At 72.9% G+C, this 15,730-nt stretch carries 10 protein-coding genes; 7 read left to right on the forward strand and 3 right to left on the reverse strand.

All coding sequences use genetic code 11. From position 1 onward, the window contains the following. The first annotated feature begins 103 nt into the window (after positions 1-103). The 7 genes from CRP55_RS09350 to CRP55_RS09380 all read left to right on the forward strand — a co-directional run bounded on the left by CRP55_RS09350 (position 104) and on the right by CRP55_RS09380 (position 9,193). Positions 104-2,638: a putative bifunctional diguanylate cyclase/phosphodiesterase gene (locus CRP55_RS09350; protein ID WP_245922896.1), complete on the forward strand. Its 2,535-nt coding sequence runs from the start codon at positions 104-106 to the stop codon at positions 2,636-2,638. A gap of 718 nt (positions 2,639-3,356) precedes the next feature. Then, positions 3,357-5,351: a thioredoxin domain-containing protein gene (locus tag CRP55_RS09355; RefSeq protein ID WP_097319298.1), complete on the forward strand. Its 1,995-nt coding sequence runs from the start codon at positions 3,357-3,359 to the stop codon at positions 5,349-5,351. 28 nt (positions 5,352-5,379) lie between these two features. Beyond that, positions 5,380-6,519, forward strand: a complete 1,140-nt coding sequence (locus tag CRP55_RS09360) for a 5-(carboxyamino)imidazole ribonucleotide synthase (protein ID WP_097319299.1) — start codon at positions 5,380-5,382, stop codon at positions 6,517-6,519. Then, positions 6,519-7,016, forward strand: a complete 498-nt coding sequence (gene purE / locus CRP55_RS09365) for a 5-(carboxyamino)imidazole ribonucleotide mutase (protein ID WP_097319300.1) — start codon at positions 6,519-6,521, stop codon at positions 7,014-7,016. The genes CRP55_RS09360 and purE overlap by 1 nt, the downstream gene beginning before the upstream one ends. 14 nt (positions 7,017-7,030) lie before the next feature. After that, positions 7,031-7,459: a glutaredoxin domain-containing protein gene (locus CRP55_RS09370; protein WP_097319301.1), complete on the forward strand. Its 429-nt coding sequence runs from the start codon at positions 7,031-7,033 to the stop codon at positions 7,457-7,459. 294 nt (positions 7,460-7,753) lie between these two features. Further along, on the forward strand, positions 7,754-8,173 hold the full coding sequence (locus CRP55_RS09375) for a nitroreductase family deazaflavin-dependent oxidoreductase (protein WP_097319302.1): 420 nt from the start codon (positions 7,754-7,756) through the stop codon (positions 8,171-8,173). Between the two features lie 129 nt (positions 8,174-8,302). Continuing rightward, positions 8,303-9,193 (forward strand): GNAT family N-acetyltransferase, encoded by an 891-nt coding sequence (locus tag CRP55_RS09380; protein WP_097319872.1) that lies wholly within the window; start codon positions 8,303-8,305, stop codon positions 9,191-9,193. Here CRP55_RS09380 and CRP55_RS09385 read toward each other — a convergent pair. The 3 genes from CRP55_RS09385 to CRP55_RS09395 form a co-directional block, all read right to left on the reverse strand. Continuing rightward, entirely contained in the window at positions 9,154-9,705 is a 552-nt protein-coding gene (locus CRP55_RS09385) for a thymidine kinase (protein ID WP_097319303.1), read from the reverse strand. The genes CRP55_RS09380 and CRP55_RS09385 overlap by 40 nt on opposite strands. A 78-nt stretch (positions 9,706-9,783) precedes the next feature. Then, the gene (locus CRP55_RS09390; protein ID WP_097319304.1) at positions 9,784-10,359 is read right to left on the reverse strand and encodes a DUF402 domain-containing protein; all 576 of its coding nucleotides are present in this window, start codon (positions 10,357-10,359) and stop codon (positions 9,784-9,786) included. 153 nt (positions 10,360-10,512) lie between these two features. Next, positions 10,513-15,636 carry an SCO7613 C-terminal domain-containing membrane protein gene (locus CRP55_RS09395; RefSeq protein ID WP_097319305.1) on the reverse strand — a complete coding sequence of 1,708 codons (5,124 nt, stop codon included), beginning with the start codon at positions 15,634-15,636 and terminating at the stop codon, positions 10,513-10,515. Positions 15,637-15,730: the final 94 nt, after the last annotated feature.

Raw genomic sequence — 15,730 nt, forward strand, 5'->3', positions numbered from 1 at the left:
CTGCGCGGAAGGGGGCGCCGAAAATGACCATTCCCCGCCCGCGATTTTCTCCACTGCAGATGCACGTGCATCCGCCAGTGCTCCTGGTGAAGTGGGGTTTGCCGTGACCGCGCCGCCGGTCGCCCGGCGTTCCTGGATCGACGTCACCGGCCTCGCCGGGCGTCCCCAAGGTGTGCGCATTCTGACCGCCGCGGTCGCCGCGGCGGCGCTGATCCTCGCCATTCTCGGCGCGCTGCTGCCGGTCGACCGTCCGGCCGACCGCCCCCTCACGCCGCTGGCCGGCGCGGCCCTCGCCGCGGCCGTCGTCGCCGCCGGTCAACTAGCCCGGCTGCGGTTCCGGCTCGGCCGCGGCGTCGTCTCCGTCTCCTGGGGCGAGGCCGCCTTCATCATCGGCTTCGTCGTGGCCCCGCCCGGCTGGCTGCCGGCCGCCACCCTGGTCGGCGCGGTCGCCGCGTGGGCGCTGCTGGCCTGGTGGGAGTCGCTGCGCAACGTGGCCGAGGTGGTGCACCTGGCCGCCTCGCTCACCCTCGGCGCGGCCGGCGCCTCCGTCGTGGCCGGCGCCCTCGCGGGCCAGGCCCCGGTGCTCAGCGCCCGCATGATCACCGCCCTGGTCGCGGGCGCCCTGACCTACCTCGCGCTGACCTTCGGGCTGGCCACCCTCACCCTCGCGCTGCACCGCGACGCCCCGGCGACCCAGATCCTGGTCCGCGCGTCGTACGCCAAAGTCCCGATGGTCGTCGGCAACGTGATCGTCGGCCTGGCCGCCGTGGTCGCGCTGGTCGAGAACCCGCTCTGGCTGCTCGCCTTCCCGCCCGCGCTCTGGCTGCTCCAGCGGACATACCGGTTCCACCTGCGGGCCGAGGAGGAGCGCCGCCTGTGGGAGGCGTTCGCCGCGGCCACGGCCACCCTGCCCGGCGGCACCGAGGTGGAGGTGGTCGAGGCCGGCCTGCGCGCCGCGCTCGACGTCTTCGGCGCCCGGCGGGTCGAGATCGAGGTGCGCGGCCGCGACGGCGAGCGCCGCTACGCCGAGGACGGCCCCGGCCAGGACAACGCGGTCGCCGGCCTGCCCGGCCCGGCCATCACCCGGTCCATGGCGGTCGACGGCGACCTGGTCGGCGAGCTGACCGTCTGGCTGTCCGAGCCGACCCTGCCCGTCCCGCGCGACGAGGCGGCCATCTCGGCCTTCGGCGACGCGCTGGCCGGCGCCCTGCACGACGCCGCCGCCCGCGAACGGGTGGCCGAGCTGAGCGAGCAGGTCGCGTACGACACCCGCCACGACCGGCTGACCGGCCTGCTCGACCGGCCCACCCTGCTGGACGAGGGCGACCGGCTGCTGCGCTCGTTCGACCGCCGGCGCCACGTCGCCCTGCTGCTGCTCGACATCAACGACTTCCGCGAGGTCAACGGCACCCTCGGCCACCGGCACGGCGACGAGCTGCTGCGCCTGGTCGCCGACCGGCTCACCGAGATGACCCGCGACGGCGAGATGCTGGCCCGCACCGGCGACGACGAGTTCGCGCTGCTGGTACCCCGAGTCGTCCCGCTGATCGACTCGTCGGCTCCGGCCGCCGTCCCGCTGTCCGACTCGATGCCGCTGGCCCTGCGCCGGGCCCGCGAGCTGGTCGAGGAGCTGGGCCGCCCGATGGAGGTGTCCAGCGTCCGGCTCGCGGTCGAGGTGGCGGTCGGCGTCACGGTCGCTCCCGCCGGCCGGGTCGACGTGGGCGAGCTGGTGCGCCGGGCCTCGCTGGCCCTGCAAGAGGCGAAAAGGCAGGAAGTCACGGTCGCCGCCTTCGACGCCGGCCAGGACGCGGTCACCACCGACGGCCTGGCCCTGCTGGCCGAGCTGAAGGACGCCCTGGCCGCCGACGACCAGATCGTGCTCCACCTGCAGCCCGCGGTCGACCTGGTCACCGCCGCCCCCACCGGCGTCGAAGCGCTTGTCCGCTGGCAGCACCCCCGCCGGGGCCGCCTGTCACCGGACGAGTTCATCTCGACGGTCGAGCACACCGAGCTGCACACGGCCTTCACCCGCCGCGTCCTCGACCTGGCCCTGGACGCGGCCGGCCGCTGGCACGCGGCCGGCGTGGACGTGCCGGTCTCGGTCAACGTGCCGGCCCGCAGCCTGCTCGACCCGAGCTTCCCGGCCCAGGTCCGCGCGGCGCTGCGCCGCCACCACGCTCCCGCGTCCCGCCTGGTCCTCGAGATCACCGAGTCGGTGGCGGTCAGCGAGGAACGCATAGTCGACGACGTGCTGGCCGAGCTCCGCGACGCCGGCATCCAGCTCTCGCTGGACGACTTCGGCACGGGCTACTCCTCCCTGGCGATAGTCACAAGAGCCCCGGTGGACGAGATCAAAATCGACCGCTCCTTCGTCGACGACATGATCGAGTCCCCAGCGGCCGGCGCCGTGGTCCGCGGCGCGGTAGAGCTGGGCGCCCGCCTGGGAGTCCGCGTGGTAGCCGAGGGCGTCGAGACAACAGAGCAGAGGGCCGCACTGATCGAGCTGGGCTGCCCCACCGCCCAGGGCTACCACTTCTGCCGCCCCATGCCGGCCGACCGCATCGTCCAGGCCTTGACCCAGCTGGCCGAGGCGGCCCCGGCCAACATCCGCCCCCTACGAGCCGACGACGCTTCCTGACACCGCCCCGTCCGCCCCCACGCGGACTTGCCTCTCTCCTTGCGCGGTCCTTCTCGCCCCGCGTCCTTCTGCCCCGCGGTCTTCTCGCCTTGCGCCGACGCTCGCGCGAGGCCTCCCGAAAGGCCGCTCTCGCCCTGCGCGGTCTTTCTCGCCTTGCGCCGACGCATGCGTAAGGCCTTCCGAGAGGCCGCTTCAGGTCGGCCGCCTCCGCCAATCGATCCCATGCGAAGCCTGCGCCTTCTGGCTGACAGCGTTGTCGGCAGGTCGGGTCGGCCGCCCCTTCGAGGACCTGAAGGGAGGCTGGCTGGCACCGCTTTCGACAACGTTGTCAGCGAGGGGTTGGCGGATGGGCGGCTGGAACCCGTTAGGGGAAGGGCTACCGGCAGTCCCGCCAACAACGCGTCGGCATGGGTGGAGGGCGAGGCGGGATCGGCAAGAGCCGGCTGCTGCGCGCGGGCCCTCCAGTGACACATGACGGAGTTCGACCGGCGCTTTAGACAACGTTGTCAGCGAAGGGCTGGTTGACGGCGTTTCGAACGACGTCAGGAAGCGTTGTGAGCAGGCCTGTAGACAGCGTTGTCAGGTGGAGGCGGGGTTGACGGGCCTTCGAACAACCTCACGGAGCTGGCCGGCGGGCTTTTCCAGCGGCGGGTGTGAGGTGGGCGGTGGGGCGGGCGCTCTGGGGGCGGGGTTCTGCGGGGCGTGAGAGGCTGGGGGCATGGCCAACCGTCTCGCCGACGCGACCTCGCCCTATCTGCTTCAGCACAAGGACAATCCGGTTGACTGGTGGCAATGGGGGGATGAGGCGTTTGCCGAGGCCCGGCGGCGGGATGTGCCTGTTCTGATCTCGGTCGGCTATGCGGCCTGTCACTGGTGTCACGTGATGGCGCACGAGTCCTTCGAGGATGAGCAGATCGCGGCGCTGCTCAACGACGGGTTTGTGTCGATCAAGGTGGATCGGGAGGAGCGGCCCGACGTCGACGCTGTCTACATGACCGCGACGCAGGCCATGACCGGGCAGGGCGGCTGGCCCATGACGGTCTTCGCCACTCCTACGGGTGAACCCTTCTTCTGCGGCACCTACTACCCCAAGAGCAACTTCGGTCGTCTGATCAGTTCCGTCACCAAGGCGTGGACCGAGCAGCGCGAGCAGGTGATCGAGCAGGGGGCCTCGGTGGTCAAGGCCATCGGTGGGGCTCAGCTCGTCGGCGGGCCGGTGGCCCCGATCTCGGCCGAGCTGCTCGAAGCCGGTGCTCTGGGGCTGCTCAAGGAGCAGGACGAGATCAACGGTGGGTTCGGTGGGGCGCCGAAGTTCCCGCCGCACATGGGGATGCTTTTCCTGTTGCGCCACCACCAGCGGACCGGGTCGGCCGAAGCGCTCGAAGTGGTGCGGCACGCGGCCGAGCGGATGGGGCGCGGCGGCATCTACGACCAGCTCGGGGGCGGGTTCGCCCGGTACGCGGTCGATGCGACCTGGACGGTGCCGCACTTCGAGAAGATGTTGTACGACAACGCGCTCCTACTGCGGGCGTATACGCAGCTCTGGCGGCTCACCGGCGATGTCTACGCGCGGCGGATCGCCGACGAGACGGCCACCTTCCTGCTGCGCGACCTGGGCACGCCCCAGGGTGGGCTCGCGTCGGCGCTGGACGCGGACACCGACGGGGTCGAGGGGCTCACCTACGCGTGGACGCCGGCTCAGCTCACCGAGGTGCTCGGCGAACAGGACGGCGCGTGGGCGGCCGACCTGTTCAACGTGACCGCGGAGGGCACGTTCGAGCACGGCAGCAGCGTGCTGGTGCTGGCCCGCGACATCGACGCGGCCGAGCCCGCGCTTGTCGAGCGCTGGGGAGACGTACGCCGAAAGCTTTATGAATCTCGTCTCGGCCGTCCCCAGCCGGCGCGTGACGACAAGGTTGTGGCCTCCTGGAACGGGCTGGCGGTGACCGCGCTGGCCGAGCATGCGGTGCTGACCGGCGATCGCGATTCGCACAACGCGGCCGTGGAGATCGCGACCGTGCTGGCCGAGCGGCATGTGGTCGACGGGCGGCTGCGGCGTGTGTCGCGCGACGGCGTGGTGGGTGAGCCGGCCGGCGTGCTCGACGACTACGGCTGCGTGGCCGAGGCGTTCCTGGCGGTGCACCAGCTCACCGCCGAGGGGAAGTGGCTCGACGCGGCGCGGGAGCTGCTCGATGTGGCGCTGGCCCGGTTCGCGACCGGGCAGGGCGGCTTCTACGACACCGCGGACGACGCCGAGCGGCTGGTGACCCGGCCGGCCGATCCGACCGACAACGCGACGCCGTCGGGGGTTTCGTCGATCGTGGCCGCGTTGGTCACGTATGCGGCGCTCAGCGGGGAACCGGAATATCGGGAGGCGGCGGACGCGGCGCTCGGCACGGTCGGGCCGCTGATCGGCGGGCATCCGCGGTTCGCCGGATATTCGGCGGCGGTGGCCGAGGCGGCGCTCTCGGGACCGTACGAGATCGCCATCGCCACGAACGACCCGGCGGGAGACCCGCTGGTCGGGGAGGCGCACCGCAGCGCGCCGGCCGGGGCCGTGGTCGTGGCCGGTGAGCCCGACCGGCCGGGCGTGCCGCTGCTGGCGGACCGCCCGCTTCTGGACGGCGTCCCCACGGCGTACGTCTGCAAGGGTTTCGTCTGTGAGAGGCCCGTCACCAGCCCGGCCGATCTCATCGCCCGCTTGCAGGTCTGAGCTGGGGCGTCGCTACGCTTGGCGTGCGATGGATACCCGAACCGGTCTGCCCGTAGTCGGCATGGTGGGCGGTGGCCAACTGGCCCGGATGACCCACCAGGCTGCTATCTCCCTCGGCCAGTCACTGCGCGTGCTCAGCGAGTCGCCCGACGACAGTGCGGCGCTGGTCGCCGCCGACGTGCGGATCGGCACGCACACCGACCTGGCCGCGCTCCGTGAGTTCGCCAAGGGGTGCGAGGCGCTCACCTTCGACCATGAGCATGTGCCGACGGCGCACATCGAGGCGCTCGAAGCCGAGGGGGTCAAGGTCTTCCCCGGCTCGAAGGCGCTGGTGTTCGCTCAAGACAAAGGCCTGATGCGGGAGCGACTCACCAGCGCGCCGACGCCTCGATGGCGGCGCGTCACTGACGTTTCCGACATTTCCGATTTTGCCGCAGAAACCGGCTGGCCGGTCATCGCCAAGGCGACCCGCGGCGGCTACGACGGCAAGGGCGTCTGGGTGCTCGACGACGCGGCCGCCGCCGCGGAGCTCGTGGCCACCGGCACGCCGCTGATCGTCGAGGAGAAGGTGCGGCTCAAGCGCGAGCTGGCCGCACTGGTCGCGCGCTCGCCGTTCGGGCAGGTCGCGGCCTACCCGGTGGTCGAGACGGTGCAGAAGGACGGCATCTGCGTCGAGGTGCTGGCCCCGGCGCCCGGCCTCCCCGAAGACCTCGCCGTGCGGGCCCAGCAGCTCGCCATCGACCTGGCCAACGAGCTCGGCGTCGTCGGGCTGCTCGCCGTCGAGCTCTTCGAGACCGACGAGGGCATCTTCGTCAACGAGCTGGCCATGCGCCCGCACAACTCCGGTCACTGGACCATCGAGGGCGCCCGCACGTCGCAGTTCGAGCAGCACCTGCGGGCCGTGCTCGACTACCCGATGGGCGAGACGTCGCTGACCGCGCCCGCCGTCGTGATGGCGAACGTCCTCGGCGGCGAGCCGGGCGGCATCTCCATCGACGAGCGTCTGCATCATCTGTTCGCCGAGGACCCCGGGGCCCGGGTCCATCTGTACGGCAAGCAGGTCCGGCCCGGTCGCAAGATCGGCCACGTCACGGTTCTCGGCGACGACATGACCAAGGTACGGGCCCGCGCGGCCCGGGCCGCCCGCTGGCTCCAGGAAGGCAAGTAATGGCACCGCAGGTCGGCATCATCATGGGCAGCGACTCCGACTGGCCCACGATGGAGGCGGCGGCCCTGGCCCTGGCCGAGTTCGAGGTCCCGTTCGAGGTCGGCGTCGTCTCGGCCCACCGCACGGTCCGCAAGATGGTCGACTACGCGGAGTCGGCGGCCGACCGCGGCCTGCGCGCCATCATCGCCGGCGCCGGCGGCGCCGCTCACCTGCCCGGCATGGTCGCGGCGCTGACCCCGTTGCCGGTGATCGGCGTGCCGGTGCCGCTCAAGCACCTCGACGGCATGGACTCGCTGCTCTCGATCGTGCAGATGCCGGCCGGCGTGCCGGTGGCCACGGTCTCGATCGGCGGCGCCCGCAACGCCGGCCTGCTCGCCGTCCGCATCCTCGGCGCGGCCGACCCGGCGCTGCGCACGAAGATGGCCAGTTTCCAGGCGAGCTTGGAGAAGCTGGTCGCCGAGAAGGACGCCGCCCTGCGGGACCAATTGCTCGGCTGAGATAGCGTCGCGGGATGTTACGGCGCTGGCTTCCCTCCATCGTCATCGCCGGCGTGGGCGTGTTCCTCGTCGGCGTGTGGATCAGCGACGGCCGCATCGCCGCCGCCGTGATCATGGGCGTGCTGTTCGCCGCCGGCGCGGTCGTGCTGTCCCCGCGCGGCTTCCCGTCTTCGATCAGCGACGCCGAGGCCCGCGAGGCCAGCGCCCGCGACGGCCGCCCGATCGTCTATTGGCGCCCGGGATGCCCTTATTGCGCCCGACTCCGGGTCTCTCTCGGCCGCCACGCGTCCCGCTTGCACTGGGTCGACATCTGGCAGGACCCGGCCGGCGCCGCGTCAGTCCGCGACGTCACCGGCGGTGACGAGACGGTCCCGACCGTCGTCACAGCCGGCGACTCTTTCGTCAATCCGTCACCCGGGCTGGTCCGTCGACTCACGCTTTAACGCAGAGATACGGAATTTGCGGTAAGCCCCGCCGAGGGGCATCGGGTCCGTCGTGGTCACTCTCCGCGTGCCGCTGCCGGGCTGTCCCGTCACTCAAGCCGCAACCCCGAATCGTTCGCGCCGCCCCGCTCGCGGGTGTCCTCAGCGGTGGCTTGCCGCGCACCGGTTCGGCGTTCGAGTGCGCACCTGTCGTGCCCGCGCCGGACTGCGCGAAGCGCCGGCGATGAGGCCGAGGGCCGCCGGGGCTGTCGCGAAGTTCGTTGGCCCGCACCGCGGCGCGGGTAGGGTCGGATCATGAGTTCTGCTATCGAGCTGCACGGTGATCCGCACGTTGAGCGCTATCTGGAGACCGACGGCGAGGACGGCTTCCACTGGCGGAACGGCACCGAGATCCTGATCCTGTTCACCCGGGGCCGCAAGTCCGGGCACGAGCGCACCCACGCCCTGATCTTCCGCGAGCACGAGGGCAAACACCTGGTCGTGGCGTCGAAGGGCGGCGCCGACGCCCCGCCGGCCTGGTTCGTCAACCTGCAGGCCGACCCGCACGTCGAGGTCCAGGTCAAGGGCGACCGTTTCCCGGCCCGGGCCCGCGTCGCCACCCCGGACGAGAAGCCGGAGATGTGGGCGAAGATGGCCGAGGTCTGGCCCGACTACGACGAGTACCAGAAGAAGACCGACCGCGAGATCCCCGTGGTCGTCCTCGAACGAGCCTGACCGCCGCCAGCCGGCCGGGGCAGCTTCGCCCCGGCCTGATCCCGCGGCGTGCCATCCCGCGACGAGCCCTCCGGCGCCGCGCTGTGCCGGGTCTGCTGTGGGACGGGATGATCGGCCACAATGGCCGGCATGACTGTGCTGATCACGCCGCTTGTCGATGCGACGTCGCCGCGGCGGCTCGTGTGGCTGGCCTCCGGTGCTGATGGGCGGCCGCTCGGCACGGCGTCCCTGCGGCTGCCGCCCGATGAGGGGCACGCCGATCTGGAGCTCGACGTGCACCCGGCCGAGCGCCGGGCCGGCGTCGGGAGCCGGCTCCTGGTAGAGGCCGCCGCGGCCGCCGCAGGCCGGAAAGGCCTGCGCAGTGTGCTCACTCAACCCGTCGATGAGGGATCGCCGGGTGACCGCTTCTGCGTGGCGCGTGGTCTGCGACTGGTGCTGCGACTGACGTACACCCGCCTCGATCTGGCCCTTCCTCTTCCCGCGGCCGGCGCCGATGTCCCCGGCTATCGGCTGATCCACTGGGAGGGGAGGGTCTCGGATGAGCTGGCCGAGACGTTCGCCCGGTCGCGCAGCGCGATGGATGACATGCCGATGGACGACGCCGACTACACGCCGGATCCGTGGGACGTCGACCGGCTCCACGCCGTAGCCGATGCGGTGTCACACCGCGGCGAGATCCTCTGCGTGACGGCCGCGCAGAGTGACGACGGTGAGATCGCGGGCTTCACCGAGCTGGTCGTGCCCGGCGACGGCCGGGGCGACGCTCAGCACTACGGGACCGGTGTCCTGCCCGCCCATCGCGGGCGCGGGCTGGCCCGCTGGATGAAAGCCGGCCAGATCGCCCGGGTGCGGACCCGATTTCCGGAGCTGGGCGGGCTGCTCGCCGACACCGCCGACAGCAACACGGCGATGCGGCGGGTCAACGACTCCCTCGGATACGGCTTCACCCACCGGAGCCTGCTCTACCAGTACGACGTCGGTCAGGGCAGCACGACGCAGCGGCGGCAGCGGGCCTCGTAGGTGTAGGTGCCGTCGTCGGGGAGCGCGGTCGACGGGGCGAGCTCGCGGATCATCGGCTTGCCGTGCTCCAGAACCTGCGTGTGCGTCGCGCCCAGCGAACGGCAGACGTCGCAGACCGCACGCCGGTAGATGACCTTCTCGGGCGCCAGCTCGAACAGCGCCCGCACCGGGGCGAACAGCTGGCCCCGATGGTCGAGGTCGATGCCGGCGACGACCACCTTGACCCCGCGGCGGACCGCGACGCCGAGCTCCGCGATGTCGTCGACCGTGAACATGTGGATCTCGTCGACGCCGATCACCTCGACGCCGCCGTCGGCCGCCCCGGCCAGCGAGCTCACCTTCACCGTCTGCAGGCTGCCGCCGGAGCGCGAGGTCACCGCCGTGTCCCGCCCGTGCCGGGCCGACTGGTAGACGCGGTGCGGGATGCCGGCGTGCTGCAACGGCGACAGCAGGCTGATCATCTCGAGCGACTTGCCGCCCTTCATCGGGCCGAGGATCACGGTCAAATCCATGCCGCAGACCGTGCCATCGCCCACCCGGCGACCGCCACCCGGCCGTCCGCACCGAGACAACTGCCACACCGCCCGGCGCTACCAGGTCGGCCGGCGCCGCGGCTGAAGTTCCGGCACGTCGGCGAGCGGAACGCGATCCATCGGCAGCGCCGGGCCCGCAAGGGAACGGCCGAAGGGACACACGGCGTCCAGATAGGACATCAGGTCACCGTCGCTGACCAGTCCGAGGAGCCGGTCGAGCCCGCGGCGCGCGCCGTCGAACTCGTTCTTCGACACCAGGCCCAGCGTGACCGCTTCTTGCAGTTCGGGGAGGTCTTTCACCTGGTGGCTGATGCCGTCCGCCGCGACGAGCACATCCGCGAACAGATCTACGGCATAGATCGAATCTCCGCGGCGAGCCATCTGCGTGGCGACGTCACAGTTGAACGCGAACCCCGGGAGGCCGGTCTCGACGACCTGCCCCGCCTCGTCCAGGGTGACGTTGACTTTGAACCATTCGTCGCGGAAAGCGAAGTGCCGCAGCGTCACATCCCCGAACCGGGCATCGCTGACATACGCCTCGTCGTCGCAGCGCAGCACGTCGCGCTGGGGCACCTGAAATCGCCGCACATGCGGTTCGGAGGGGTGGAAGTCGAAGTCGCTGACCAGGGTCATCGAGACAAGTCCCTCCTCCGAAGGCAGCCGCCTGGGGTGAGCTGTAGCGACGGGAACAGCCCGGCGGCGGCACGCGGAGAAGGACCACGACGGACCTGATGCCCCTCGGCGGGGCTTACTGAAAATTCCGTATATCTGCGGTTTTCAAGGGGGTTATCGCATGCGGACCAGGGCGCCCCGGAGGCCTTCGCGGGTGCGGCGGCGATTTTCGTTCGTGGCGCCGACCCAGAGCAGGATGATGCCGAGCGGGACGAGGACCAGCCACGGGCCGACGAGATAGACGGCGAAGTGGATGGCGGCGAAGACGGTGGCCACGGCTCCGACGACCACGGGGGCCTGCTGGCGGTTGCGGGAGCCGATGATCAGGGTGGCTACGGCGCCCAGCAGGAGCAGGACCTCGCGGAGCTCGCCGCCGTTGCCGGCCAGGACGATGCCCATGGTGGGGACGAAAGCGGCCAACAGCGCCACGCCGTAGGCGGCCCAGCTGCTCAGGTCGGGGCGGTGATGGGACTCGATGACGCCGACGATCAGGGCAAGGGCGGCGAACGGGAGGGTGTACGCCTCGGGGAGCGCCACGTCGGCCAGGGCGATGAACAGCCACCAGCCGACGATCTCGAAGCCCACGGCGAGCCAGAAGAGCAGGCGGCGCTGGTTGGCGGGGCGGCCGGCCCGGGAAGCGGCCAGGCCCAGCACGGCGCCCCAGGCCGAGAGCAGGGCGGCCAGGTGGGCGGGGGAGTCGAAGGCCAGGACGCCGGCCAGGATGGCCGAGGCGTAGCCGCTCCACTCGACCGTCTGAGCCTCCAGGCGGTACTGCGGGAGGCCCATGCGGGGGACCGTGGCCTCCAGGATGAGCAGGGCGGCGCCCACGGCCAGGACGCCGAAGGCGGCCCACGGGCGCTCGACGCCGGCGGCGATGGCGGCGGTGAGGACGAAGAACTGGCCCATCACCGCGGTGAACAGCCAGCCCAGGACGCGGGCGTGGCGGCTGCGGCCGCCCAGGGCGCCGACCAGGCCGACGCCCACGGCCGAGCCCAGGGTGAACAGGGTCAGGCGCTGCTGGGCCAGGCTGCCGGCCAGGCCCGCGTTGCCGGCCAGCAGGCCGATCACGAAGACGATGGTGCGGGTGACGCGCAGCAGCGAGGCGCGGGTGGCGACCGGGGGCGGGGTCAGGGCCAAGCCCAGCATCGAGATCGTGAAGACGACCAGGGCGGCCGAGGTCGCGGCCGGGAAGGGCATGTGCAGGGCGATCGGGGCGATCAGCAGGGTGATGGCCAGGCCGGGCAGGATCACCGGCACGGACTCCGACGCCTTGCCGCCGAAGCCGATGGCGGCCAGGGCGGCGGCGCCGGTGAGCAGCACGATCGCCAGGACGCTGGTGCCGTCGACGTAGCCGGCGGGCGGGTCGGACAGGGCGGGGATCGGGCCGTCCCAGATGTGCTGGATCTGGGCCAGCGGGTCGATCAGGGCCGCCTTGAGCGCGGGGGCGATCGAGAAGAGGGCCAGGATGGTCGGTACCAGCGCCAGCACGACGGCGCTGGTGGCCGGGTCGACCAGCCAGCGGCCGCTCAGGCCGAGCGGGCGGCGCGGGCCCCGGAAACGGGTGTTCGACCAGTAGTGGTCGCGGGCCAGCGTGATGCCGGGAGCCGGAATGGAGCCGCGCAGCAGCTCGGCCATCACGCCGAGCAGGGCGGCGGCGGCCGCGTAGAGGGCGGTCGAGAACGGTGTCGGGATCGACACGAACGCGGTGACGGTCGCGCCCAGCACCAGGCCGGCGGTCGCCCACGGCAGGTACTGCGGGATCAAGCGCCCGGCCAGCGCCAGCAGGGCCAGGCCCAGGCTGGACGCGGCCAGGGCGGCGGTCAGCGCCACCTGCGCGTCGTGGCCCTGGTCGGCGGCGAGCGAGGCCAGCACGCCGGGCAGGGCCAGCAGGACGGCGCCGGTGGCGGCGCCGCCGATCTGGGCGCGGTGGCGGGGCATGCCGGTGTCGTCGCGGGCCAGGTCGCTTTCGGTCACCACGAACGGCGCCCAGAAACGGCCGGGACCCTCGGGCGCGGTGTCGTCCTCGACCGGGTCGGGGATCTCGGCCACCGGGGTCCGGGCCATCACGGCGGCCAGCAGGCCGACCATCACCACCACCAGCAGCGCCAGCGCGGTCGACCAGGGCCGGGCCAGGCCGGCGCCGACCGCGTAGAGCAGCACGACGGCGGCCGCGCCGGCGCGGCACAGCGCGGCCCGCGGGTCGACCGTGGCCACGGCCGCCATCACGTAGCCGACGGCGACCGCGCCGCCGAGCAGCAGCGGCGACCACCAGGGCAGGCCCAGCGCGAACGGGGCGCCGACGGTGGCCAGGGCGCCGCAGACGGCCGAGATCAGGTAGGAGAACGGGCGGGGCGCGGCGATGGCGGCCGCGAAGGCGACCATGAGCAGGGCGAACGGGGCCTGCCAGGCGCCCGGGCCGGGAGCGGGGTACCGGGTCAGGTCGGCGTCCCACACCTCGCCCAGCACGGCGATGACGCGGCTCGCGCCGGCCAGGGCCTGCCAGCCGGCGATCGCGCCGACCACGATGCCGGCGACGGCCAGGCCGCGGTTGGGGCCGCGGCTCCAGTCGGACGGCAGCACGGCCACGCCGAGGGCGACGATCAGCACGACCACGCCGGCCACGGCCAGCGGCGCGCTCGGGAAGGCCAGCGCGAAGACCCGGGCCAGGGCGCCGCAGATGGCGACGGTGGCGGCCGCGGCGGCGATGTCGGGGCCGTCCAGCACCCGGTCGCTGCGCCGGCCGTTGTCGATCGACTTGGCGAAGAACAGCAGGCCGGCCGCGACCAGCAGCAGCGCGCCGACCCAGACGTCGGGCGGGGTGGCGCCGGGCGCGAGCAGGGCGGCCAGGGCCAGCGAGATCGCGCCCAGGCTGGTGCCGGCGGTCAGCGGGGTGCTGATCTCGCGGCGGGCCACCTGGAAGACGGCGGCGTAGCTGAGCGTGGCCGCCACCGCGAGGAAGCCGACGGCCAGCGCGGGAACGGTGACGGCCTCGGTGGCCGGCGGGCCCTCGCCGCGGTCGGCCACGGCGAGCGCGGCGGTGACCACGGCCCCGGGCAGGGCCAGCGCGGCGGCGCCGGAGGCCCAGTCGCCGACCAGCCACGCGTACAGCCGGATCGGGATCTGCCGGGCGGCCACGGCGATCATCACGCCGGCGCCGGCCAGCGCGGTGAGCACGGCGGCGGTCAGCCAGGGTGCGCTGAGGGCGGAGCCGGCGCCGAAGAAGCCGACCACGGCGGCCGCGGCGACGTGGACGATGGCGATGCGCCGGGTGGTGGCGGCCAGGCCGGCCGCGCCGATGCCGACCGAGGCGATGACCAGCGGCCAGGGTGCCTCCGACCAGCGCATGCTGAGCGAGGCGGGCACGGCCAGGGCGGTCAGCGCGATACCGGCGACGGCGCCCTCGTGGCGCACGCTGCGGGGCAGCGCGAGCGCGGCGCCGATGGTGACGATCAGGGCGCTGAAGGCGAGCAGCCAGCCCTGGCCCTGTGTGGCCTCGGCCAGCTTGGCCGCGTAGCCCTCGGTGTCGGCCCGCCAGATCGGGCGGGCGGCCTGCAACGGGGCCAGGGCGGCGCGCAGGCAGTCGATGGTGAGGACGACGCCGACGATGCCGAGCGCGATCGCCGAGGCGATCTCGGGCCCGCGCCGGACCTCGGCCGGCAGCAGGGAGACGACGGCGCCGACGACCGCGACGACGGCGGCGGCCACGACGATGGTCCAGCGCGGCGACACGACATCGGCGATCCGGGCGGCCGAGCCGACCAGGGCCAGGGCCAGCACGCCGCCGGCGATGTTGCGGGCGGTCAGGTTGTCCAGCAGCCAGGCGGCGGCCACGGCGGTCAACGCGGCCAGCACCACGATCAGGCCGGAGCGCATCGCGTCGGGCACCAGCTGGGCCTGCAGCAGCGCCACCGACGAGTAGAGCAGGGCGCCCGCGCTGGCCACGCAGAGCAGGGCGAAGGTGAGCTCGCGGAGCCAGTCGGCCGAGGGCGGGCTGGCCGGCGGGGCGAGCGGCACCGAGCCCGCGGCGGGGGCGCCGGCCGGGCGGGGACCGGGGAAGATGCGGCTGCGCAGCCAGCGCCGCTTGGGCCCGGTCAGCCCATGGATGATCAGGTCGGGCTCCTCGGGCGCCGACTCGGGCCGGAGCGGGGTGTCCTCCGCGTAGGCGTCAGCGTCGGGGGCGTCGTCGGCCTGGGCCAGGTTTTCCCGGTCGCCGGCCACGGGGCGGCCGATCGGCCAGCGCGGCAGCAGCCGGCCGCTGCGGATCACGGTGGTGAGCAGCAGCAGGTCGAGCACGGCGACGATGGTCAGGGCCATGCCCCAGCCGGCCGGGCTCTGGATCATCGGCTGGGCCAGCAGCAGCGGCACCGGCTGGAGGGCGACGACGGTGGCGTAGCGGGGCGCGGCCAGGCGGGTGACGCCGGCGTAGAGGAAGCTGGCGACCGCGGTGATGGCGAAGGTGATGCCGAGATAGAGCGGGACGGGCACCTCGGCGCCGCCGGTCAGCTCGCTTCCGTGCAGGGCGAACATCGTCATGGGCAGCAGCACGAGGCCGACGCCGGCGACGGTCTCGGCGGTCGAGCTCAGGCCGCGCTTGGCGATGCCGGGTGCGGCGACCAGGGCGATCGCGGTGGCCATGGCGAGGATGGTGGCCCGGGCCAGGGGGTTGTTGACGGCCACGCCGGCGAAGACGACGGCGGCCACGCCGATCAGCAGGGCGCCCAGGGCGAGCGTGATGTTCTGCACCGACTGCGAGGACGCCTCGGGCGGGTGGACCTCGCCCCCGGTGAAGCTCGCGACCCGGCGCGGCGGGGGAGAGACCCGCTCGGTCGGTGGCGGGTCGTCGACGAGGGCGGTCACGCCGTCGGTGGCGACGCCGGGCGGGCCGCTGTGCGCCGTGCCTGGCGCGGCCCAGTCGGGCGGAGGCCCGGCCGGGCGGGCGGTCCGGCGCGGTGGAGGCGGCGGCTCCTCGTCGATCACTGTGCTGCCGGGCGGAGGCGGCGGGGCTCCGGTGGGGTCGTCCGGCCTGCGTACACGCTTGGCCTTCGCGGCCTTTTTGGCCTTTTTCTGCTGGTTGGCGTGCGCCAGGATGTCACGCTGGAACGCCGCCGCCTGGATCTTGGCGGCGATCTGGGTGCGCTCCTTGGCCGCGGCCATGTCGCGGATCTTCAGATCCGCGATCGAGGCTTCGATGCGGGCCAGCTCTTCGTCGTAGCTGTCGGGCTGTTCAGCCTGCGCCACGGAACCTCCTCGACCTGCCGGCCACCCAATCCATCTAGAGCATGCCCATACGACACCTCATTAGAACAGGCTCACGGGGGCGGAGATCTATAGA

Source organism: Paractinoplanes atraurantiacus (genome assembly GCF_900215205.1).
GTDB lineage: Bacteria > Actinomycetota > Actinomycetes > Mycobacteriales > Micromonosporaceae > Actinoplanes > Actinoplanes atraurantiacus.

What these genes read in the sequence shown, in the direction of transcription:
- CRP55_RS09355 (WP_097319298.1), top strand. Translation starts at nt 3,357, where the DNA reads ATGGCCAACCGTCTCGCCGACGCGACCTCGCCCTATCTGCTTCAGCAC.
- CRP55_RS09360 (WP_097319299.1), top strand. Translation starts at nt 5,380, where the DNA reads ATGGATACCCGAACCGGTCTGCCCGTAGTCGGCATGGTGGGCGGTGGC.
- purE (WP_097319300.1), top strand. Translation starts at nt 6,519, where the DNA reads ATGGCACCGCAGGTCGGCATCATCATGGGCAGCGACTCCGACTGGCCC.
- CRP55_RS09370 (WP_097319301.1), top strand. Translation starts at nt 7,031, where the DNA reads ATGTTACGGCGCTGGCTTCCCTCCATCGTCATCGCCGGCGTGGGCGTG.
- CRP55_RS09375 (WP_097319302.1), top strand. Translation starts at nt 7,754, where the DNA reads ATGAGTTCTGCTATCGAGCTGCACGGTGATCCGCACGTTGAGCGCTAT.
- CRP55_RS09380 (WP_097319872.1), top strand. Translation starts at nt 8,303, where the DNA reads ATGACTGTGCTGATCACGCCGCTTGTCGATGCGACGTCGCCGCGGCGG.
- CRP55_RS09385 (WP_097319303.1), bottom strand. Translation starts at nt 9,705, where the DNA reads ATGGATTTGACCGTGATCCTCGGCCCGATGAAGGGCGGCAAGTCGCTC.
- CRP55_RS09390 (WP_097319304.1), bottom strand. Translation starts at nt 10,359, where the DNA reads ATGACCCTGGTCAGCGACTTCGACTTCCACCCCTCCGAACCGCATGTG.